18 protein-coding genes and 3 tRNA genes are annotated in these 20,982 nt (G+C 66.6%); 11 read left to right on the top strand and 10 right to left on the bottom strand.

What is annotated here, in order from left to right; genetic code table 11:
- Window positions 1–52: 52 nt before the first annotated feature.
- The 11 genes from PEM_RS16045 (at window position 53) to PEM_RS15995 (ending at window position 11,399) form a co-directional block, all read left to right on the top strand.
- On the top strand, window positions 53–616 hold the full coding sequence (locus tag PEM_RS16045) for a hypothetical protein (RefSeq protein WP_111127503.1): 564 nt from the start codon (window positions 53–55) through the stop codon (window positions 614–616).
- Between the two features lie 319 nt (window positions 617–935).
- The gene (locus PEM_RS16040) at window positions 936–1,946 is read left to right on the top strand and encodes an N-acetylornithine carbamoyltransferase (RefSeq protein WP_111127501.1); all 1,011 of its coding nucleotides are present in this window, start codon (window positions 936–938) and stop codon (window positions 1,944–1,946) included.
- 62 nt (window positions 1,947–2,008) lie between these two features.
- Window positions 2,009–3,202: an argininosuccinate synthase gene (locus tag PEM_RS16035; protein ID WP_065186039.1), complete on the top strand. Its 1,194-nt coding sequence runs from the start codon at window positions 2,009–2,011 to the stop codon at window positions 3,200–3,202.
- Between the two features lie 131 nt (window positions 3,203–3,333).
- On the top strand, window positions 3,334–4,422 hold the full coding sequence (locus PEM_RS16030) for an acetylornithine deacetylase (protein ID WP_111127499.1): 1,089 nt from the start codon (window positions 3,334–3,336) through the stop codon (window positions 4,420–4,422).
- A gap of 76 nt (window positions 4,423–4,498) precedes the next feature.
- Window positions 4,499–5,827: an acetylglutamate kinase gene (locus PEM_RS16025; protein ID WP_012480828.1), complete on the top strand. Its 1,329-nt coding sequence runs from the start codon at window positions 4,499–4,501 to the stop codon at window positions 5,825–5,827.
- A gap of 3 nt (window positions 5,828–5,830) precedes the next feature.
- Complete coding sequence (locus PEM_RS16020; protein WP_111127497.1) at window positions 5,831–6,433, top strand: GNAT family protein; 603 nt, start codon at window positions 5,831–5,833, stop codon at window positions 6,431–6,433.
- The gene (gene argC, locus PEM_RS16015; protein WP_111127495.1) at window positions 6,430–7,383 is read left to right on the top strand and encodes an N-acetyl-gamma-glutamyl-phosphate reductase; all 954 of its coding nucleotides are present in this window, start codon (window positions 6,430–6,432) and stop codon (window positions 7,381–7,383) included. The genes PEM_RS16020 and argC overlap by 4 nt, the downstream gene beginning before the upstream one ends.
- Window positions 7,384–7,403: 20 nt before the next feature.
- Window positions 7,404–8,699 carry an argininosuccinate lyase gene (argH, locus tag PEM_RS16010; RefSeq protein ID WP_111127493.1) on the top strand — a complete coding sequence of 432 codons (1,296 nt, stop codon included), beginning with the start codon at window positions 7,404–7,406 and terminating at the stop codon, window positions 8,697–8,699.
- Window positions 8,699–8,962: a YciI family protein gene (locus PEM_RS16005; RefSeq protein ID WP_005417692.1), complete on the top strand. Its 264-nt coding sequence runs from the start codon at window positions 8,699–8,701 to the stop codon at window positions 8,960–8,962. The genes argH and PEM_RS16005 overlap by 1 nt, the downstream gene beginning before the upstream one ends.
- Window positions 8,963–8,973: 11 nt before the next feature.
- On the top strand, window positions 8,974–10,131 hold the full coding sequence (gene proB / locus PEM_RS16000; RefSeq protein ID WP_065196622.1) for a glutamate 5-kinase: 1,158 nt from the start codon (window positions 8,974–8,976) through the stop codon (window positions 10,129–10,131).
- Window positions 10,128–11,399 carry a glutamate-5-semialdehyde dehydrogenase gene (locus tag PEM_RS15995; RefSeq protein WP_111127491.1) on the top strand — a complete coding sequence of 424 codons (1,272 nt, stop codon included), beginning with the start codon at window positions 10,128–10,130 and terminating at the stop codon, window positions 11,397–11,399. The genes proB and PEM_RS15995 overlap by 4 nt, the downstream gene beginning before the upstream one ends.
- A 113-nt stretch (window positions 11,400–11,512) precedes the next feature.
- Here PEM_RS15995 and pgaD read toward each other — a convergent pair whose 3' ends face one another.
- The 10 genes from pgaD to cydB all read right to left on the bottom strand — a co-directional run bounded on the left by pgaD (window position 11,513) and on the right by cydB (window position 20,818).
- Entirely contained in the window at window positions 11,513–11,983 is a 471-nt protein-coding gene (pgaD, locus tag PEM_RS15990) for a poly-beta-1,6-N-acetyl-D-glucosamine biosynthesis protein PgaD (RefSeq protein ID WP_111127489.1), read from the bottom strand.
- The gene (gene pgaC / locus PEM_RS15985) at window positions 11,980–13,236 is read right to left on the bottom strand and encodes a poly-beta-1,6-N-acetyl-D-glucosamine synthase (protein WP_005417684.1); all 1,257 of its coding nucleotides are present in this window, start codon (window positions 13,234–13,236) and stop codon (window positions 11,980–11,982) included. The genes pgaD and pgaC overlap by 4 nt, the downstream gene beginning before the upstream one ends.
- A gap of 1 nt (window position 13,237) precedes the next feature.
- Window positions 13,238–15,124 (bottom strand): poly-beta-1,6-N-acetyl-D-glucosamine N-deacetylase PgaB, encoded by a 1,887-nt coding sequence (gene pgaB / locus PEM_RS15980; RefSeq protein ID WP_111127487.1) that lies wholly within the window; start codon window positions 15,122–15,124, stop codon window positions 13,238–13,240.
- Between the two features lies 1 nt (window position 15,125).
- The gene (pgaA, locus tag PEM_RS15975; protein WP_111127484.1) at window positions 15,126–17,153 is read right to left on the bottom strand and encodes a poly-beta-1,6 N-acetyl-D-glucosamine export porin PgaA; all 2,028 of its coding nucleotides are present in this window, start codon (window positions 17,151–17,153) and stop codon (window positions 15,126–15,128) included.
- A gap of 342 nt (window positions 17,154–17,495) precedes the next feature.
- Window positions 17,496–18,701, bottom strand: coding sequence for an MFS transporter (locus tag PEM_RS15970; RefSeq protein ID WP_111127481.1), 1,206 nt, complete (start codon window positions 18,699–18,701; stop codon window positions 17,496–17,498).
- A gap of 224 nt (window positions 18,702–18,925) precedes the next feature.
- Window positions 18,926–19,002: transfer RNA gene (locus PEM_RS15965), tRNA-Pro, on the bottom strand.
- A gap of 140 nt (window positions 19,003–19,142) precedes the next feature.
- Window positions 19,143–19,219: transfer RNA gene (locus PEM_RS15960), tRNA-Pro, on the bottom strand.
- 140 nt (window positions 19,220–19,359) lie between these two features.
- A tRNA-Pro gene (locus PEM_RS15955) sits at window positions 19,360–19,436 on the bottom strand.
- A gap of 55 nt (window positions 19,437–19,491) precedes the next feature.
- The gene (cydX, locus tag PEM_RS15950) at window positions 19,492–19,608 is read right to left on the bottom strand and encodes a cytochrome bd-I oxidase subunit CydX (protein WP_005410354.1); all 117 of its coding nucleotides are present in this window, start codon (window positions 19,606–19,608) and stop codon (window positions 19,492–19,494) included.
- Window positions 19,609–19,666: 58 nt separating this feature from the next.
- Window positions 19,667–20,818 carry a cytochrome d ubiquinol oxidase subunit II gene (gene cydB / locus PEM_RS15945; protein ID WP_111127478.1) on the bottom strand — a complete coding sequence of 384 codons (1,152 nt, stop codon included), beginning with the start codon at window positions 20,816–20,818 and terminating at the stop codon, window positions 19,667–19,669.
- Window positions 20,819–20,982 lie beyond the last annotated feature (164 nt).

Below are 20,982 nucleotides of genomic sequence, written 5' to 3'. Positions count from 1 at the left end.
CCTTGCGCTCGCCACTGCCTACACTATTGCCGTGTCCTTGCTCCCGTCGCCAATGAAATCCACCGCGTTGCTGACCCTGGCCTGCCTGTCGGCGCTGCCCGCCGTGGTGCTGGCCCAGGAGGCCGAGCCCCGCAACCGGGTGGTGATCGTGGAGAACGTGAAGTTCGACTACGCGCAGGTGCTGAACGTCGAACCCGTGTTCCAGACCCTGCGTGCGACCCGAACCGAAGAGCACTGCGAGCCGGTGTCGACCCGGACCCTGGCCCCGGTGAACGTGACCGGCGAGGAGCCGGTCGAGGACAAGGGCCGGATCAGCCGCTTCTGGGACTCGGTGCGCTCGATGTTCAAGCGCAGTGACGAGGAGGCCGTTGAGGAGGTCGGAACCGAGTCGCCGGCCCCGGCGCCGGCCAACACCGGTCCGATGCTGACCCGCGACTGCCGCATCGTGCCGGTGGGGCGTGAATTCCGCCGGCCCATCGCCTACGACGTGGATTACGTCTACAAGGGCACCAAGTACCGCTCGCGGCTACCGGAAGACCCCGGCAACCGGCTCAAGATCCGGGTGTCGATCACCCCCTGGGTCGGCCCCGAGCAGGGTGCGGCCGGCAATCCCTGATTCTGCGACCCCGGCCCCTTGCGCCGGCCCCGGCCGCATGCAAAGATGGTTGACCATGAAGCTCACCGACTTCCAGCACGACAGCAGCGCAGCCCGACAGGCGTCGGGCATGACCTCGCGTGCGCGTCGACCGGAACCCCACATTCTCGCTGGGTAACCGGAGCTTTTTGCTGTTCGTCCGATAAAAACCCAGCCCGCCGGCTGGGTTTTTTCGTTTCTGCGTTCTGAAAGCTGCAACTGCAACCTTTTCGCTCCACCTTTGGTTCCTGCTTTTCCCTTCCACTGCGTCGAACCCGGCGCCGCCACGCAAGGAAAGATGATGTCCCCCAAGCACTTCCTGAACACCCAGGACTGGAGCCGCAGCGATCTCGACGCGCTGCTGACCCAGGCCGCGCTGTTCAAGCGCAACAAGCTCGGCGACCAGCTCAAGGGCAAGTCGATCGCGCTGGTGTTCTTCAACCCGTCCATGCGCACCCGCACCAGCTTCGAACTGGGCGCGTTCCAGCTCGGCGCCCACGCGGTGGTGCTGCAGCCGGGCAAGGATGCGTGGCCGATCGAGTTCAACCTCGGCACGGTGATGGACGGCGATACCGAAGAGCACATCGCTGAAGTGGCCAAGGTGCTGGGCCGTTACTGCGACATCATCGCCGTGCGCGCGTTCCCCAAGTTCGTCGACTGGGCCTACGACCGCCAGGACATCGTCCTCAACAGCTTCGCCAGGTACTCGCCGGTGCCGGTCATCAACATGGAGACCATCACCCATCCGTGCCAGGAGCTGGCCCACATCATGGCGCTGCAGGAGCACTTCGGCACCCAGGACCTGCGCGGCAAGAAGTACGTGCTGACCTGGACCTACCACCCCAAGCCGCTGAACACCGCCGTGGCCAACTCGGCGCTGACCATCGCCACCCGCATGGGCATGGACGTGACCCTGCTGTGCCCGACCGCCGACTACATCCTCGACGAGCGCTACATGGGCTGGGCCGAGCAGAACGTGGCCGAGAGCGGCGGTTCGCTGAAGATCAGCCATGACATCGACAGCGCCTACGCCGGCGCCGACGTGGTCTACGCCAAGAGCTGGGGTGCGCTGCCGTTCTTCGGCAACTGGGAACCGGAAAAGCCGATCCGCGACCAGTTCAAGCACTTCATCGTGGACGAGCGGAAGATGGCGCTGACCAACAACGGGGTGTTCAGCCACTGCCTGCCGCTGCGCCGCAACGTGAAAGCCACCGATGCGGTGATGGATTCGCCGCAGTGCATCGCCATCAACGAAGCCGAGAACCGCCTGCACGTGCAGAAGGCGATCATGGCCGCCGTTGCCGGGCGCTGATTTTTTCCGATTCAATCATTTCCGCCGGGCACGGCCCGGCGCTACCAGGACATACCCTCCCCATGAGCAACAAAGACGTCGTTCTCGCCTTCTCCGGCGGCCTGGATACCAGCTTCTGCGTGCCCTACCTGCAGGAGCGTGGCTACAACGTGCACACCGTGTTCGCCGACACCGGCGGCGTGGATGATGAAGAGCGCGATTTCATCGAGAAGCGCGCCGCCGAACTGGGCGTGACCAGCCACGTCACCGTCAATGGTGGCCCGGCCATCTGGGAAGGCTTCGTCAAGCCGTTCGTGTGGGCCGGCGAAGGCTACCAGGGCCAGTACCCGCTGCTGGTTTCGGACCGCTACCTGATCGTCGATGCCGCGCTGAAGCGTGCTGCCGAGCTGGGTACCCACATCATCGCCCACGGCTGCACCGGCATGGGCAACGACCAGGTCCGCTTCGACCTGGCTGTGAAGGCACTGGGCGACTACCAGATCATCGCGCCGATCCGCGAGATCCAGAAGGAACACACCCAGACCCGCGCCTACGAGCAGAAGTACCTGGAAGAGCGCGGCTTCGGCGTGCGCGCCAAGCAGCAGGCCTACACCATCAACGAGAACCTGCTGGGCGTGACCATGTCCGGCGGTGAGATCGACCGTTGGGAAGCCCCGGGTGAAGGCGCGCGTGGCTGGTGCTCGCCGCGCAGCGAATGGCCGGAACAGGCGCTGACCGTGACCCTGAAGTTCGTTGAAGGCGAAGCCGTGGAACTGGACGGCAAGGCGCTGCCGGGCGACCAGATCCTGGCCCAGCTCAACAAGCTGTTCGCCCCGTACGGCGTTGGCCGCGGCGTCTACACCGGCGACACCGTGATCGGCCTGAAGGGTCGCATCGTCTTCGAGGCCCCGGGCCTGGTTTCGCTGCTGGCCGCGCACCGCGCGCTGGAAGATGCCGTGCTGACCAAGCAGCAGAACCGCTTCAAGCCGGACGTCGCACGCAAGTGGGTGGAGTTGGTGTACGAAGGCTTCTACCACGACCCGCTGAAGACCGACATCGAGGCCTTCCTGAAGTCCTCGCAGGCCAAGGTCAACGGCGAAGTGGTGCTGGAAACCCGCGGCGGCCGCGTCGATGCAGTGGCGGTGAAGTCGCCGCACCTGCTCAACGCCAAGGGCGCCACCTACGCGCAATCGGCCGACTGGGGCGTGGAGGAGGCTGAGGGCTTCATCAAGCTGTTCGGCATGAGTTCGACGCTTTACGCGCAAGTCAACCGCTGAGCGGTTGACCACGCATTCCGCCTTAACCCTGCGCCGTTGGCGCGCCCCCTTCAACAAGAAGGGGGCTCTCCACCAGACGCATCACGGTAGCGCCGGCCATGCCCGGCGGAATCCCACAGGATTGTTGATTCATGCTTGAACAGACGCTCGATCACCTGCAGGCCCTGGTGTCGTTCGACACCCGCAACCCGCCGCGTGCGATCACCACCGGTGGCATCTTCGATTACCTGCGCGACAACCTGCCCGGCTTCAACGTCGAGGTGATCGACCATGGCGCCGGTGCGGTGAGCCTGTATGCCGTGCGTGGGACGCCGAAGTACCTGTTCAACGTGCATCTGGACACCGTGCCGGATTCGCCGCACTGGAGTGCCGACCCGCACGTGATGCGGCGCCTGGACGACCGTGTGGTCGGCCTGGGCGTGTGTGACATCAAGGGCGCCGCCGCTGCACTGGTGGCGGCCGCCAACGCCAGCGATGGCGACGCCGCGTTCCTGTTCTCCAGCGACGAGGAAGCCAACGACCCGCGCTGCATCGCTGCATTCCTGGCCCGTGGCCTGCCGTATGAAGCCGTACTCGTGGCCGAACCGACCATGAGCGAAGCAGTGCTGGCGCACCGTGGCATCAGTTCGGTGCTGATGCAGTTCGCAGGTCGGGCAGGGCACGCCTCGGGCAAGCAGGATGCGGCCGCCAGCGCATTGCACCAGGCCATGCGCTGGGGAAACCGCGCGCTGGATCATGTGGAATCGCTGGCTTCGGCGCGCTTTGGCGGACTGACCGGCCTGCGCTTCAATATCGGCCGCGTCGAAGGCGGCATCAAGGCCAACATGATCGCACCGGCTGCTGAGGTGCGCTTCGGGTTCCGCCCGCTGCCGTCGATGGACATCGATGGCCTGCTGGCGACCTTCGCCGGTTTCGCCGAGCCGGAAGCCGCCGTTTTCACCGAGACGTTCCGTGGTCCCAGCCTGCCCGCCGGTGACATTGCCGAAGCTGAGAACCGCCGCCTGCTGGCGCGCGACGTGGCCGATGCGCTGGAGCTGCCGATCGGCAATGCGGTGGATTTCTGGACCGAGGCGTCGCTGTTCTCGGCCGCTGGCTACACCACCCTGGTGTTCGGCCCGGGTGACATCGCCCAGGCCCACACCGCCGATGAGTTCGTGACGCTGGACCAGCTGCAGCGCTACACCGACGCCGTGCATCGGATCATCACCGCCGGCGCCTGATCGACCCCACAACGCCGCCATGCCCCGGGCATGGCGGAACTGCAACGCGGCGACCGCCGCCTGTGACGAAACCGAAATGTCTCCTGCCCTCCAGCCCCACCGCCAGACCCGCCAGACCATCGTGCGCCTGCTTTCCAGCATGGCCAGCGCGAAGGAGATCAGCCAGTACCTCAAGCGCTTTTCGCAGCTGGATGCCAAGCGCTTCGCCGTGGTCAAGGTCGGCGGCGCGGTGCTGCGCGACGACCTCGACGCACTGACCTCCTCACTGTCGTTCCTGCAGGAGGTCGGTCTGACCCCGATCGTGCTGCACGGCGCCGGCCCGCAGTTGGATGCCGAGCTGTCGGCCGCCGGCATCGAGAAGCAGACCGTCAACGGCCTGCGCGTGACTTCGCCGGAAGCATTGGCGATCGTGCGCCGGGTGTTCCAGCAGTCCAACCTGCGCCTGGTCGAGGCGCTGCAGCAGAACGGCGCACGTGCCACCTCGATCACCGGTGGCGTGTTCGAGGCCGAGTACCTGGACGTGGACACCTACGGCCTGGTCGGCGAGGTGAAGAAGGTCAACCTGGCGCCGATCGAGGCCAGCCTGCGTGCCGGCTCGATCCCGGTCATCACTAGCCTGGGTGAAACCGCCGGTGGCCAGATCCTCAACGTCAACGCCGACTTTGCCGCCAACGAGCTGGTGCAGGAACTGCAGCCGTACAAGATCATCTTCCTGACCGGCACCGGTGGCCTGCTGGACGAGGCGGGCAACGTGATCGATTCGATCAACCTGTCCACCGAATACGACCACCTGATCGCGCAGCCGTGGATCCACGGTGGCATGAAGGTGAAGATCGAACAGATCAAGGACCTGCTCGACCGCCTGCCGCTGGAATCGTCGGTGTCGATCACGCGTCCGGCCGACCTGGCCAAGGAACTGTTCACCCACAAGGGCTCGGGCACGCTGGTGCGCAAGGGTGAGAAAGTACTGCGCGCCACCGCCTGGAGCGAGCTCGACCTGCCGCGGCTGAAGGGCCTGATCGAATCCAGCTTCGGCCGTACCCTGGTGCCGGACTACTTCGAAAAGACCAAGCTGCTGCGTGCCTATGTCAGCGAGAACTACCGCACTGCGGTGATCCTCACCGACGAGGCAGAGGGCGTGTACCTGGACAAGTTCGCCGTGCTCGACGACGCGCAGGGTGAAGGCCTGGGGCGTGCGGTCTGGAACGTGATGCTGGAGGAAACCCCGCAGCTGTTCTGGCGCTCGCGCCACGGCAACCCGATCAACCACTTCTACTACGCCGAGTCCGATGGCTGCTACAAGCAGGACCATTGGAAAGTGTTCTGGTTCGGTGCCGATGGCATCGACCGGATCAAGACCTATGTCGACCACTGCGCCCAGCGCGCGCCGAGCCTGCTGGGGTGAGCGATGAGTCCTCCTGACGTGTGGAACACGGTGCCTACCCTGCGCGGCCAGCACGTGGCGCTGCAGCCGCTGCAGCTTGAGCATGTCCCCGGCCTGCGCGCTGCCCTCGAAGACAGCGGCCTGGACCAGCTCTGGTACACCCAGGTGCCGTCACCGCAGCAGGTCGAGCACTATGTGCAGGCCGCGCTGCAGGCGCACGCCGAAGGCAAGGTGCTGCCGTTCGTGATCCGCGACGCCGCCGGTGACATCATCGGCAGCACGCGCTTCTACGACATGGATGCCAGCGTGCCCAAGCTCAGCCTCGGCTACACCTGGTACACGCCGCGCGTGCAGCGCACCGGCGCCAACACCGAGGCCAAGCTGTTGCTGCTGCAGCACGCCTTCGAGTCCATGGGCTGCATCAGCGTGGTGCTGGAAACCAGCTGGTTCAACGTCACCTCGCGCACCGCCATTGCCCGCCTCGGCGCCAAGCAGGATGGCGTGCTGCGCAACCACAAGCGGCACGCCGACGGCACGCCGCGCGACACCGTCATCTTTTCCATCATCGATGCGGAATGGCAGGGCGTGAAGCGCCACCTGCAGTACCGCCTGGACAGTCACGCATGAACGATTCGACCTTCGCCCTGGGCATCGTCGGTGCCCGCGGCCATACCGGCGCCGAGCTGATCAAGCTGGTGGCCGCCCACCCGCGGCTGGAACTGGCCTTCGTCTCCTCGCGCGAGCGCGCCGGGCAGCGCCTGTCCGACCACCACCCGGAATTCCAGGGCGAGCTGCAGTACGAAAACCTGGACGCCGACGCAGTGGCGGCCAAGGGGGTGGACGCGGTGATCCTGGCCCTGCCCAACGGCCTGGCCGCTCCGTTCGTGGCCGCATTGGAAGCGGCGAAGCCCGACACCGTCATCGTCGACCTGTCGGCCGACTACCGCTTCGACAACAGCTGGTACTACGGCCTGCCGGAGCTGACCCGCGGCCGGTACAACGGCCAGAAGCACATCAGCAACCCGGGCTGCTATGCCACGGCGATGCAGCTGGCGGTGCATCCGCTGCTGGACCTGCTGGCCGGCCCGCCGCAGTGCTTCGGTGTGTCCGGCTACTCCGGTGCCGGCACTACGCCGTCGGACAAGAACAACGTCGAACTGCTGGCCGACAACCTGATGCCGTATGCGCTGACCAACCATGTGCACGAGCGCGAAGTGTCCGTGCAGCTGGGCGTGGCCGTCGAGTTCATGCCACACGTCGCGCCGCACTTCCGTGGCATCACGCTGACCGCCAACCTGTGGCTGAACCGCGTGCAGACCCGTGAGCAGATCGTCGAGCGCTTCCAGCAGGCCTATGCCGGTGAACCCTTGATCGAAGTGCTGGACGAAGCGCCGTGGGTCAGCCGCATCGCCGGCCGCCACGGTGCCCAGGTCGGTGGCTTCACGCTCGCGCCGGGCGGCAAGCGCGTGGTCGTGGTGGCGACGCTGGACAACCTGCTGAAGGGCGCGGCCACCCAGGCCATGCAGAACCTCAACCTCGCGCTGGGCATCGACGAACTGACGTCGATCCCGCACTGAACACGCATTCCGGAGCCCCCATGGCAGACCTTCTTTGGCAGAAGCCCGGCGTCGCCGTCGACGCCCAGATCCAGACCTTCCTCGCCGGCGACGACGTGATCCTCGACCGCGAGTTCTTCCTGCATGACATCGCTGCCAGCGCCGCGCATGCGCAGGGCCTGCAGCACATCGGCATCCTCAGTGCCGATGAGCTTGCCGGACTTCTGCGCGAACTGGAGATCCTGGAGCAGGACTTCCGCGAAGGCCGCTTCGTGCTGGATACGCAGTACGAGGATGGCCACTCGGCGATCGAAGCGCGCCTGACCGAACGCCTTGGTGATGCGGGTCGCAAGATCCACACCGGCCGCAGCCGCAATGACCAGATCCTGGTCGCCACGCGTCTGTGGCTGAAGGAGAAGCTGCTGAGCGTGGCCCAGCTCAGCGCCGACGTGGCCAAGGTCGCGCTGGACCGCGCGCAGGCTGAGAAGGATCTGCCGATTCCCGGCTACACCCACATCCAGCGTGCCGTGGTGTCCTCGGCCGGAATGTGGTGGGCGGGCTGGGCCGAGGCCTTCATCGACAACGCCATCCGCGCCCGTGACACCCATGCACTGGTCGATGCCAATCCGCTCGGCACCGCTGCCGGCTACGGCGTGAACCTGCCGCTGGACCGCAAGCACACTACCGCCGCGCTGGGCTTCGCGCGCATGCAGATCTCGCCGATCTACGCGCAGCTGTCGCGTGGCAAGTTCGAGCTGGCTGCACTGGAAGCGCTCGGTGGCGCCACGCTGGACCTGCGCCGCATTGCGTGGGACCTGTCACTGTTCACCAGCGCCGAGTTCGGCTTCGTCGCGCTGCCGGCGCAGTACACCACCGGCAGTTCGATCATGCCCAACAAGCGCAATCCGGATGTGATCGAGCTGATGCGCGCCACCCACGCCAGCGTCGCCGCTGCGCGCACCGAGATCGAGCAGCTGCTGTCGCTGCCGTCTGGCTACCATCGCGACCTGCAGTCGTCCAAGGGTGCCATCTTCCACGGCTTCGGCCGTGGCCTGGCCGCGCTGGAACTGCTGCCGGCGCTGCTGGCCAATCTGGAATGGCGTGAGGACAGGCTGCGCGCGGCGATTGATTCGGGCATGTATGCCACCGACGTCGCCGTGGAGGCGGCCGTGGCTGGCGTACCGTTCCGCGAGGCCTACAAGGCCGCTGCGGCCGGTGCCGACAGTGCAGGGCAGGGACGCACGCCGGAAGGCAGCCTGGCCGCGCGTGTATCGCCGGGCGCGGCCGCTGACCTGCGCCTGGACGAACTGCGCGCGCGCTGGCAGGCGCTGTCCTGATGGCGGGCACTGTCTACCTGGTCCTGGCGATGCGCCGGCCGGACTTCAACGATGCAGCGGTGCAGCCGCACCGCGATTTCCTCGATGCGTTGCAGGCGCAGGGCAAGCTGCAGCTGACCGGTGGCTTCGCCGATGGCAGCGGTGGCGCCTACGTGCTGTGCAACGTGGACAGCCTGGCGCAGGCGCGGGCCATCGTCGCCACCGATCCACTGGTGACGATGCAGGCCTCCGACCTGACCGTGCACGAATGGAACACCCGCTGAGAGCCTGACCGATGATCCAGCACGCTGCCCTTGTCGCCTCGCCGTTCCCCGAACAGGTGCTGCCGCCGTGGCGGCGTGCGGTGCTCAAGGTCGGCAGCAGCCTGCTGGCAGCCGATGGCGGCGGCCTGTCGCCACGCCACGCGCTGGGCCTGGCGCAGTTCGTCTCGGCCAATCTCCTGGCCGGGCGCGAGGTGGTGATCGTGTCTTCCGGCGCGGTCGCTGCCGGGCGCGCGATCCTGCCGCGCGCCGATGAACCGGGCGCAGCGATGGCGGCGCGGCAGGCCCTGGCGGCGCTTGGCCAGGCCCAGCTGATCGGGCTCTGGCAGCGCTTCTTCGAGCGCCCGGTGGCGCAGGTGCTGCTGACCCACGACGACCTGCGCAACCGCCGCCGCTACCTCAATGCACGCGCCACGTTGAGTGAACTGTTGCGCCTGGGCGCATTGCCGGTGGTCAACGAGAACGACACCGTGTCGGTGGATGAGCTCAAGCTCGGCGACAACGACAACCTGGCTGCCACCGTGGCGGCGCTGGTCGACGCCGATGCGCTGTTCATCGCTACCGATATCGATGGCCTGTACAGCGCCGACCCGCGCACCGTGGCCGATGCGCGGCCGTTGCACGACGTGCCGGAGCTGGGTGACGAGGTGCTGGCGATGGCGGGCGGCGCCGGCTCGCGCGCCGGTACCGGCGGCATGCGCACCAAGCTGGAGGCGGCGGCGAAGGCCGGTCGCCTCGGCATAGAAACCTATCTGTTCAATGGCCGCAGTGGCGACGTGGTGCGCGCGCTGGCGCAGGACCGCCTGTTCGGCACCCGCATCCATGCCGCACGCAGCCGCGAGGCCGCCCGCAAGCACTGGCTGCGGCATGCACCGCTGGCCGAGGGTGTGATCGTCATCGATGCCGGTGCGGCACAGGCGATGCGCGAGAAGGGCGCCTCGCTGCTGCCCGGTGGCATCACCGGTGCAGAGGGCGTGTTCCGCCGCGGCGATATGGTACAGGTGTGCTGGAACGCGCCGCAGGGCCGAGTCTGCGTGGCCCGTGGCGTCAGCCAGTATGCTGCCGACGACGTACGCCGGATTGCCGGCCACCATTCGCGCGACATCCAGGCCGTGCTCGGCTACAACTACGGCGGCAGCGTCGTCCATCGCGACGACCTGGTGCTGCCATGACCGGATTGAAGGACACACCGATGAGCCAGATCGAAGCGCAGGCGCGTGCCTGCCGTGATGCGGCGCAGATCGTTGCCGGCCTCGACGGCGCGGCACGACGCACGCTGCTGCTGGCGATGGCGCAGGCGCTGGAAGTGAATGCAGGGTTGATCCTGGCCGGCAATGCACGTGACCTCGCCGCCGCGCGCGAGAAGGGCGTGGGCAGCGCCATGCTCGATCGTCTGGCACTGGACCCGCCGCGCCTGTTCGCGATGGCCGAAGCCGTGCGCGAAGTGGCCGGATTGCCAGATCCTGTCGGCGAGGTCACCCGCGATGACGTGCGCCCGAATGGCATCCGCGTGCAGAAGGTGCGCGTGCCGCTGGGCGTGATCGCGATGATCTACGAGGCGCGCCCGAACGTGACCGCCGAAGCCGCGGCGCTGTGCCTGAAGGCGGGTAACGGGGTGATCCTGCGCGGTGGTTCCGAGGCAATTCACTCCAACACCGCGATCGCGCAGGCACTCGCCGGTGCGTTGAATGCCAACGGCGTACCGCCGGCCGCCGTGACCGTGCTGACCGACCTGCGCCGCGAGGCGATGCTGGAACTGCTGCAGCTGCATGAGCTGATCGACCTGGCGATTCCGCGCGGTGGCGAAGGCCTGATTCGTTTCGTTGCCGAGCATGCGCGGGTGCCGGTGATCAAGCACTACAAGGGCGTCTGTCACCTGTTCGTGGATGCCAGCGCCGACCTGGGCAAGGCCATCGACCTGCTGGTGGATGGCAAGTGCAGCCGGCCAGCCGCCTGCAATTCGCTGGAGACACTGCTGGTACACCGTGACGTAGCCGATTCCTTCCTGCCGCGCGTGGCGCAGGCGCTTGGCCAGCGTGGCGTGCAGCTGCGCGCCGATGCGCAGGCGCAGCCGCTGCTGCCGGGCAGCACGGCGGCGACCGAGGAGGACTACGCCGCCGAGTTCCTCGACCTTGTGCTGGCCGTGCGCGTGGTGGACGACCTCGATGCGGCCATCGCGCACATCCGCCGCTATACCTCCGACCACACCGAAGTGATCGCGACCGCAGACGCCGACCATGCCGAGCGCTTCGTCACTGCGCTGCGCTCGGCGGTGGTGATGGTCAATGCCTCATCGCGCTTCTCCGATGGTGGCCAGCTGGGCCTGGGCAGCGAAATCGGCATTTCCACCACGCGCCTGCATGCCTATGGCCCGATGGGTCTGGAAGCGCTCACCGTCGAACGTTTCGTGGTGCGTGGCGAAGGGCAGACGCGCACATAAGTGGAACCACGCCATGCGTGGGTGTTCTTCGCGGCAGACCCCGGTGCCGACCATGATCGGCACCCACCAGGCACAAGCGCCGACCAGGGTCGGCACCCCACCGGGTTGTCGGGCTACACCACCTCGCGGCGGACGCCGACCGGGCGTGCGTGGTCATCCATGTGCAACGTGGCGGCCTTGCAGCCCATCAGGCGTTCGGCCAGCCCCGTGCTGGCACCCAGATCGGCGGCCACTTCGTTGAGGCTGGCCAGTGGCCGCGGCAGGCGGCGCTCGCGGCCACGGAAGCGGGCACGGTTGTACTCGGCCCAACCGATCAGCAGCACGCTGGCGCACAACAGCATCAGCGGCAATGCCACCAGCACGTAGGGATCGAACTGGCTTTGCCGTTCGTACAGCTGCTGCCAGGCCAGCTGGCCGCCAACCAACCACGAGAACAGGGTCACCAGGGGCGCCCACAGGTAGAAGTAGAAGCCCCAGAACGCCAGCGTGACGAATCCCCAGGCGGTGCGCTGGAAGCGCGGCTGGCGGTGTGGCTTGCGGATCATCCGTGAGTCGAAGCGGTTGGACGGGCGTTGCGCGTTCATCGGATCCCCCGGTCAGGGCTGGTCCAGGTGGCGCGCTTGCTGCGACGGCGCAGCAGTGTCTTCGGCAACGCCACCAGGGTGGTGGAAAGGCTGATCAGCCAGTACGCCATCGGGTACCAGATGACCCAGAAATAGTTGCGTCCAATCTGTGTTTCGTAACGCCGGTCGATGATCAGGCTGCTGGCGAACTGCAGCAGGCAGACCAGCGCAAGGATCACGCCATGCCACTGCGGCAGCAGGCTGGCGATATGCAGCTGCGGCGGCAGCTCGATGAACTTGCCCAGTGCCCACAGCAGCACGATGAACAACATGGTGTAGGCCCAGATCACGCTCAGCACGTACTCCAGCAGCACGCCCCACATGCGCCGCTCTTTCCAGTGCAGCAGCGAGCGCGCGTGGCGCAGCATCACCTCCACGCCGCCCTGGGCCCAGCGCAGGCGCTGCCGCCACAGGCCCTTGAGGGTCTCCGGCATCAGGATGAAGCACAGCGCATTGGGTTCGTAGCGGATGTCCCAGTGCGCGCGCTGCAGGCGCCAGCTGATGTCGATGTCCTCGGTCACCATGTCATCCGACCACCAGCCGACCTGATGCAGGGCGGTACGGCGGAAGCCGGCGATCACCCCGGAGATGGTGAAGATGCGCCCGTATACGCGCTGCGCGCGCTTGATCATGCCGATGATCGAGGAAAACTCGGCCACCTGCAGGCGTCCGAGCAGGGTGGAGCGGTTGCGGATGCGCGGGTTGCCGGTGACCGCACCGACCCGGTTGCCGCTGACCAGGTGCCAGATCATCCAGTGCAGCGCATGTTCCTCCAGCATTGCATCGCCGTCGATGCACACCAGGTACTCCGAGCGAGCGGCCAGTGCGCCCATGCGCAGCGCATTGGCCTTGCCCAGGTTACGATCCAGGTGCAATACGCGCAGCCGCGGGTGCCTTGCCGCCAGCACATCCAGCCGCGCGCCGGTGTCATCGCTGCTGCCATCATCGATGGCGATCACTTCGTAGTCGGCGGGGTAACGCTGGGCCAGCGCCGCAGTGAGTGTGTCATCCAGATTCTCTGCCTCGTTGTGGCAGGGCACCAGCAGGCTCGCGAAGGGGGGGGCGACCATCAATGGAGGGTCGTTGCGCGGGCGCGAGTGGCGTTCGCGCCGGTAGTAGTAGTAGAGGCCGCCGGACATCCAGAAGAACGCCATCACCATCGGGTAGTAGAAAGCGAACTGGAACAGGACCTGCAGCAGCGGATGCATGTCCATGTCACTTCTCCGGGTACGGGAAGGTGCCGGCGGACATCGCCGCGCGGGCATCGCGGGTGGAGGGCTGGTCGGCGATGAAATCGTCCGGGTACCAGGCGAAGTGGTGCACGCCCTGTGCCTGCAACTGGCGGATCTGTGCGCGCAGGCGCTCGGCGGGAATCGGTTGCCCGTTGCGCCAATCGACGGTCTGCAGCTCGAACAGGGTGTGCTGCAGCTGCGGGTCGTGTGCGCGTACTGCGGCCAGCAGCTGGTCCAGCCAGCGCTCGGGGTGCTTGCTGCCTTCCATCCACGGCATCGCCATCAGCGCGGTCTGGTCATAGGCCTTGTTGAACAGGTCCAGGCGCTGCGCGAACCAGGCCTCGCTCTGCGGGCGGAGTACCGGCTCAGCGTACAGGTTGCGCACGGTGGCCAGTTTCGGGCGCCAGCGTTGCGCGCTGTCGCGCAGCGCCAGGGTGAAGCTGATCAGCGCCTGCGTGCGCGCACTGCCATCGCCGCCGGCTGCCAGTGCCGGCAGCTCGGTGTCGCGCAGGTAGCCGTCGTCATGGAACAGCAGGCCTTCAAAGTAGGAATTGACCGCCAGATCCTCGTAGATGTCGAGCATGATCTGGCGGGCCTTCGGGTTGGTGAAGTCGAGCCGGTACATGCCGTCGGCATCGCCGTTGCGGATCGCCAGCGCCTTGCGCTGCGCCGGGTCGGGCAGCTCGAAGCCAAGCACCGGCAGCCATGCGTAGACCTTCACGCCGGCGCGGGATTTCAGTTGCCAGGCGACGCGGCTGAACAGGTCCGCCCGCATCGGCATGTGACGGTTGGGGAAGTACAGCGCATCGGCCGTGTTGTTGCCGTCCGGATCGGCGAACGCCTGCAGGTAGACGTGCGTCGGCGCGATGCGCTTGACCCGTTCGACCAGCGCATCGAGGTTGCGTGCCTGCTGCGCCGGGTCAGCGTCGTAGACATCATCCAGGTCGATCTGCAGGGCACGGATGCCATCGAGCGCGACATCGCGGCGCAGCTCGTAGGCCAGGCCTTCCACGGTCGGGTTGTCGCTGACCAGGAAGCGCGCCAGGCCATGCAGGTCGCTGGCCACCGGCGTGCTGCGGCCCTCCAGATCGAAGGACACCGGCATGCCCAGCTGTTCGGCGATGTCATTGCTCAACTGGTTGTAGGCCGCGTACGGCCAGACGATGGCGCGCGGGCGCACGCCCAGGTGCTGCTCGATGCGCTGCACGCTGCGCGCGAGGTCGGTGCGCAGGCGCTGCCCATACTGCGCTTCAGTCTCGTAGCTGTGCGTGGCCGGGCTGTAGATGCGGGTGACCACGGCGGGCGTTGAATTGCCCTGTGGATTGGCGAGCACGCCGTGGTGCAGGTTGTCGGTGTGGCTGGCCACTTCGATCAGGCCGCTGTCGTGCATCTGCTTCAGCTGCGCCCAGGTGACGAAGTCATCGCGGCCGAACGGCCGGTACCCGTAGTCGATGGTGCGTCCCGGAGCCATGTCCACGTAGTCGGTGATTACCGCCACCAGTGCCGGGTAGCGGTAGGCCTGCAGCAATGGGAAGGCCTTGTCGTAGACGCTGCGCAGGCCGTCATCGAAGGTCAGCAGCACAGGCTTGGGCGGCAGCGTGGCCCGCCCCTGCGAGGCATCGATCACCTGCGACAGCGACACCGGGTGATAGCCATGCGCGCCCAGCCAGTCCAGGTGTGCGGCAAAGTTCTGCGTGCTCACCGCATAGGTATCGGCATCGCCCTTGGCCGCGACCTGGTCGCGGATGTCGTGGTAGCTGAGGATCAGCAGGCCATTGTCGATCGCATCGAGATGCGCGGCCTGCTGCGCCAAGGCCGGTGGCGTGATGGCCAGCAGCAGGAGCACGATCAGTCGCAGGAAGCAGGCCATGTCAGTCTCCCCAGCGCAGTGCGGCTTCGAAGCCGATATGACGCTCGCGGTGGCCGTCGTAGACCGGCCGCGACCAGCGCACGCCGTACTCGAACAAGCGGCCCGGGCCCAGCTGCCATTCGTGCATGTACGACACCGACGGCACCAGCGCACTGCCGAAGCCGTCCTGCCAGTAGTCGCCCAGCGAGACCGTCAGCCGGTGGCGGAAGTGGCGTTCGTAGTGCCGCCACAGCTGCTGGTCGATGCGCAGCCCGATCTCGACCATGCGGTCGCGCTTCGGGTTGAAGTAGGGCGCATCGTCGCGGCTGCCACGACTGGTGTAGGCACTGGCGAGGCCATCGATCAGCCAGCGCGGGCGGGTCAGCAGGCGCTGTTCAAGGCGGGTGCTGAACAGTTCGCGGTGGTTGCCGTCGTCGTAGCGGAAGCGGCTGGCACCGAGCATCCAATGGGTGAGCTCGCTGCGCCGGTAGTCCACCTGTGCGCTCACGCTGTCGGCGGTGATGCCGGCTGCGCGTGCCTGCATCGAGGCGTCTGGATCATTGCGCGCGGCCACCAGGCCGGCGTGCCAGTAATCGTTGAACTGCCAGCCGACGCCGACCCGCAGGCCGGTATCGCCGATGTGGTCGTTGGCGCGCAGGACGGCCGCTTCCGCATCCAGCTGCCCGAAGCGGTAGCGCACGCCCGCACCCAGCCACAGGGGATCGATGCGCTGGTCCTGGAAATCGGTCGAGCGCCGGTCGGCCAGGGCGAACAAACGCCAGCGGTCATCAAGGATCGGTGTCTCCACTTCCACACCATAGTGGCGATCGTTGTTGCCCAGTGGCGAGGTGCCACCGCCACCGGAGCTGCGGCCGATGTCGGTCCATGCCTTCAGCTGCCAGCCGCGATGCGCACGCCAGGCCTGGTCCATGCGTTCGACAGCCGGTTGGGTGGGATAGCGTGCGACCAGGTCATCGTGCAGCGGCCGCGCCAGGTCGTCGCGCTGCAGGGCGACGTAGGCCTCTTCCATGCCCAGTCGCGGTTCGATGTCACGCGGGTCCAGCGCGTGTGCCATCTGCTGCCGCTGCAGCGCCCTGCGTGGCCAGCCGCGCATCATGTAGACGCTGCCCAGCGCACTCTGCAGGCCTCCGTTGCCGGGTGCGATGTCCACCATCGACTCCAGGTCGTGCTGCGCGGTGACCAGGTCGCCGCTGTAAGCGCGCACCATTGCCAGGTTGAGATCGGCCTCGTAGCGTGACCAGTTCGCGTACGGTGATTTGCCGTTGCTCCAGCGCCACGCCGGCTCCTTGTCGCGCCATTCCTGCAGCAGGTCGATCGCTTTTTCCTGCTGCTCGCTTTCCAGGTAGGCGTAGGCCAGTTCCGAATGTGAGGCGTCGCGCGCCGGATCGCCAGCGACGGCTGCCTGCAGTACCGGAATGGCTTCTTCCGGGTGCAGGGTGCCCATCAACGAATCGCCCACGGCAGGCAGCACGTAGTCGGGCAGGGTGTGGCCTTCGGCCTGCAGGGCTCGTGCTTCCTCGCGGACCTGCGCATGGCGGCCCAGCCGGTTGATCAGGATCAGCCGGTCCATGCGGATGCGCAGTGGGGCCTGCGAGGGTGGGGTGCCTTCGCCGCCGACGTAGCGCTGCATGCGCGCCAGGGTCGACTCGGCTTCTTCCAGGCGGCTGTCCTCGCTGCTGCTGTAGGCCAGGCTCCAGACCACGAGTTTGGCCAGGTAGTCGCCTTCCAGGCGCTGCTTCTGGGCGTCGTCGAACAGCTGCGGCCGCTGCTGGTACAGCTCCCAGGCGCGCCAGGCATTGCCGATGTCGCCCAGGGTCAGCACGCGCAGCTTGAACAGCAGATCGTCGTTGGGCTGCTGCTGGCTGGCGCGCTCGATTGCGCCGAGCGCATCCAGCCAGCGGGCCTGGTCGCGGTAGCGGCCGATCTCGGCCAGGGCCGCGTCGCGGTCGGTCGGAGCGGCGCCGCTGGCCCAGGCCAGAGCGGTGCATGCGAGGCCGACGCAGAGCGCCAGCCGGCGGTGGACAACCATTGGGGACCCCCTTGGCTTCCGAACCAGACAACCTGCGAAAATGTGACGCAAGTCACATGCCAGTATTTGGCGTGGCCGTGGCCCGCGTCACTCCCTTCGTGCGTTCCCGCCCATTGAAGACGGATACAACCCGGACAGCGACCTGCAATGTCTTGTCTGAAACGAGAGTCCCCCGCACACCGAGTGGTGGCCTGGGCGGCGCTGCCGCCCCCATGCCCGATGCCGGCACGCGGCAAGGAAGGGCATTCGTGGGCACTATCCGCCCGGAATTGTCAGTTCGGCGTCAAGATTGCCCGGTGTCTGACGAGCGGTAGGCGGGGCCGTCTGGCGGCCCCGGCCGGGCTACCAGAGATCTTCCAGCTTGCGGGGCTTGCAGGCGACCCACGAGGCGCACAGCATCAGGGTGGCGCAGCCGAACAGGAAGCTGAACGGGAGCGTCCAGCCATTGCTGACGGTATGCAGCCAGCCGACCAGGAACGGGCCCAGGCAGCTGAAGCTGTAGCCCACGCCCTGCATGAAGCCCGACAGCGCGGCCGAGCCGGCCGGGGTGCGGGTGCGCAGGTTGATCAGGGTCAGCGCCAGCGGGAAGGTGGACGGGCCGACGCCGAGCAGGCAGGCCCACAGCAGGGGAGCCTTCATCGGCGCCAGCAGCAGCCCGGTGAAGGCGATCACGAACGAGAAGAAGCCGATCAGCACCAGCGGGAACGGGTTCTGCATGCGTACCGCCATCGACGGAATGACCAGTGACGGCAGCAGGCCCAGTGCCGAGAACACCGCTACCATCACGCCACCGAATGCAGGCGTGCCACCGGCCTCGACCACGATGCGCGGCAGCCAGGTGAACATCGAATAGGTCATCAGTGAGGTCATGCCGAACATCAGCGTCATGCTCCAGCCCAGCGACGTGCGCCAGACCTTTCCGTGCGGCTGCGCGGTGGGATCGGCGGCGTCGGCCAGCGGCTTCGGTGCGCGCCTGGCCAGCACCAGCCACGGCAGCGCGGCGGCCAGTGCAAGCAGCGCCCACATGCCCAGCGACACGCGCCAGCCTGCAGCGTTGGCCACCGGTACTGCCAGTAGCGCCGGCAGCATCGTGCCCAGCTGCAGCACGCTGATGTAGAGCGTGCTCATGGTGCCGACCTTGTTGGCGAAGTAACGCTTCACCAGCGGCGGCACCACCACGTTGCCGATGCCCATGCCGGCCAGCGCGATTACCGAGCCCAGCAGCAGCGTGCCGACGTTGCCGGCGCTGGAGCGCAGCAGCAGGCCGGCCATCGCCATCAGCATTGCCAGCAGCGTCGTGCGTTCCAGGCCCAGGCGCCGCGCCAGTGCCGGCGTGGCCACGCCGAACAGCGCGAACGAGGCGGTCGGCAGCATGCCCAGCACGCCGGTCATAGTGGTGCCGAAGCCGAACTGCTGGCCGAGCACGTCCAGCAGCGGGGTGATCGAGGTGACCGCAGTGCGCAGGTTGACGGCTGCCAGCAGGATCGCGGCAAACGCGAGGACGCGACCGTGCAGCAGCGACGGCGAATCGGAAGTGGAGGAACTCATCGATGGTCCTTGCAGGTGTCGCACGCCGCAGCAACGGCATGCAGCGCCGGCATCGGTCTACGCCGAAGCGGCAGGTGGGGGAGTGGTGGCTGCAGGTGGGCCGGCAGCGCGGCCATTGTACGTGTGCGCTCCGGCAAGGTCCCGTCATGCGGGCGGCCTGGCGCCGGGTACAAAAAAACCCGGAGGACAGTGATGTCTTCCAGGCTTCTTGGTGACCACCGAAGTGGTCGGGGAGACAGGATTCGAACCTGCGACCTCTACGTCCCGAACGTAGCGCTCTACCAGACTGAGCTACACCCCGAAGGGAGCCGCCTATTCTAGCGATTCACCCCGATGGCGGCAAGGGGTGAATGCTGTTTTCTTCACACTGCCGAAGCAGTGCCACCTCAGGGAACAAAAAAGCCTGGATGACTTCACCAGGCTTCAATGCGACCACGGTAGTGGTCGGGGAGACAGGATTCGAACCTGCGACCTCTACGTCCCGAACGTAGCGCTCTACCAGACTGAGCTACACCCCGAAGGGAGCCGCCTATTCTAGCGATTCACCCCGATGGCGGCAAGGGGTGAATGCTGTTTTCTTCACACTGCCGAAGCAGTGCCACCTCAGGGAACAAAAAAGCCTGGATGACTTCACCAGGCTTCAATGCGACCACGTGAGTGGTCGGGGAGACAGGATTCGAACCTGCGACCTCTACGTCCCGAACGTAGCGCTCTACCAGACTGAGCTACACCCCGAAGGAGCCGCCTAAGATACCGTGTGAAGGCCAGGGCGGCAAGGTTTTTTTACGGCTCAGCGACGATTTTCTTTCTCGATGCGGTTCTGCTCGCGGGCTTCGAACCACATGCCGTTGAGGATGGCCACCGTCGAGGCGAGGCCGGCACCGAGAATCCAGGCGAAATACCACATGATCAGTCTCCTTCATTCCGGGTAGGTGCCGACCGTTGGTCGGCACACGTGCAAGCAATCAATACGCGTTGGGGTTGTTGCCCATCTCTTCGGTGGTGGTCTTGCCCTTCAGCACGCGGTACACCCAGGTGGTGTAGGCGAGGATGATCGGCAGGAACACCGCCGTGGCCAGCAGCATGATCCACAGGGTCAGGTGGCTGGACGAGGCATCCCACACGGTCAGGCTGGAGGTGGGCTGGCTCGAGGACGGCAGCAGGAACGGGAAGATGGCGAAGCCGACGGTCAGGATGATGCCGGCGATGGCCGCACCGGAGGCGATGAAGGCCAGGCCGCCACGACGGGCACGCAGCAGCACCGCACTGGCCAGCAGACCCGCCAGGCCGAGCAGCGGGGCCAGGATCGTGGCCGGCATCGCGCTGTAGTTGCGCATCCAGCCACCGGCGGCGCCGAGTTCGGCGGTCTTCAGCAGCGCATTGGTGGCGCCATCGGTAACCACCTGCGAGGTGATCTGGTAACCCGGCAGGCCGAAGGCCACCCAGGCGCCACCCACTGCGAACAGCACGAAGGCGATGATTGCCGCGATGCTGCCGAAGCGGGCCGCACGCTCGGCCACCGGGCCGTCGGTCTTGATCACCAGCATGGCCGCACCGTGGGCGACCAGCATCGAGACGCTGAGCAGGCCGGCCAGCAGCGCGAAGGGCATCAGCAGGCCGAAGAACGAGCCGGTGTAGAAGATGCGCATGCTGTCATCGAAATGGAACGGAACGCCCAAAAGCACGTTGCCCACGGCCACGCCCATGATCAGTGCGGGAATGAAGCCACCAATGAACAGCGCCCAGTCCCAGGTGTTGCGCCAGCGTTCGCTGGGCATCTTGCTGCGGAACTTGAAGCCGACCGGACGCAGGATCAGGGCGAACAGGATCACGAACATCGCCAGGTAGAACCCGGAGAAGCTGACCGCATACAGCGGCGGCCAGGCGGCGAAGATCGCGCCGCCACCCAGGATCAGCCACACCTGGTTGCCTTCCCAGACCGGGCCGATGGTGTTGATCACCCGGCGGCGCTCGGCATCAGTGCGGGCGACGAAGGGCAGCAGGGTGCCCACGCCCAGGTCGAAACCATCCATCACGGCGAAACCGATCAGCAGGATGCCGAGCAGCAGCCACCAGATCACGCGCAGCGTGGTGTAGTCCAGAAGAATGAAATCCATCTTGGTTCTCCTGCCTCAGGCCTGGCCGGCGGCCGGCGCCGAGGCAATGTGGGAAGCATGCGGCTGGGGCGACTGCAGCGACGGCAGCAGTTCGTCCGGCCCCTTGCGGATCGCCTTGAGCATCAGCTTGATCTCGACCACGATCAGCGCGGTGTAGATCGCGG

Source organism: Stenotrophomonas sp. Pemsol, assembly GCF_003586545.1.
Classification (GTDB): Bacteria; Pseudomonadota; Gammaproteobacteria; order Xanthomonadales; family Xanthomonadaceae; genus Stenotrophomonas; species Stenotrophomonas sepilia.
This window is presented reverse-complemented; position numbering and strand designations above follow the sequence as displayed.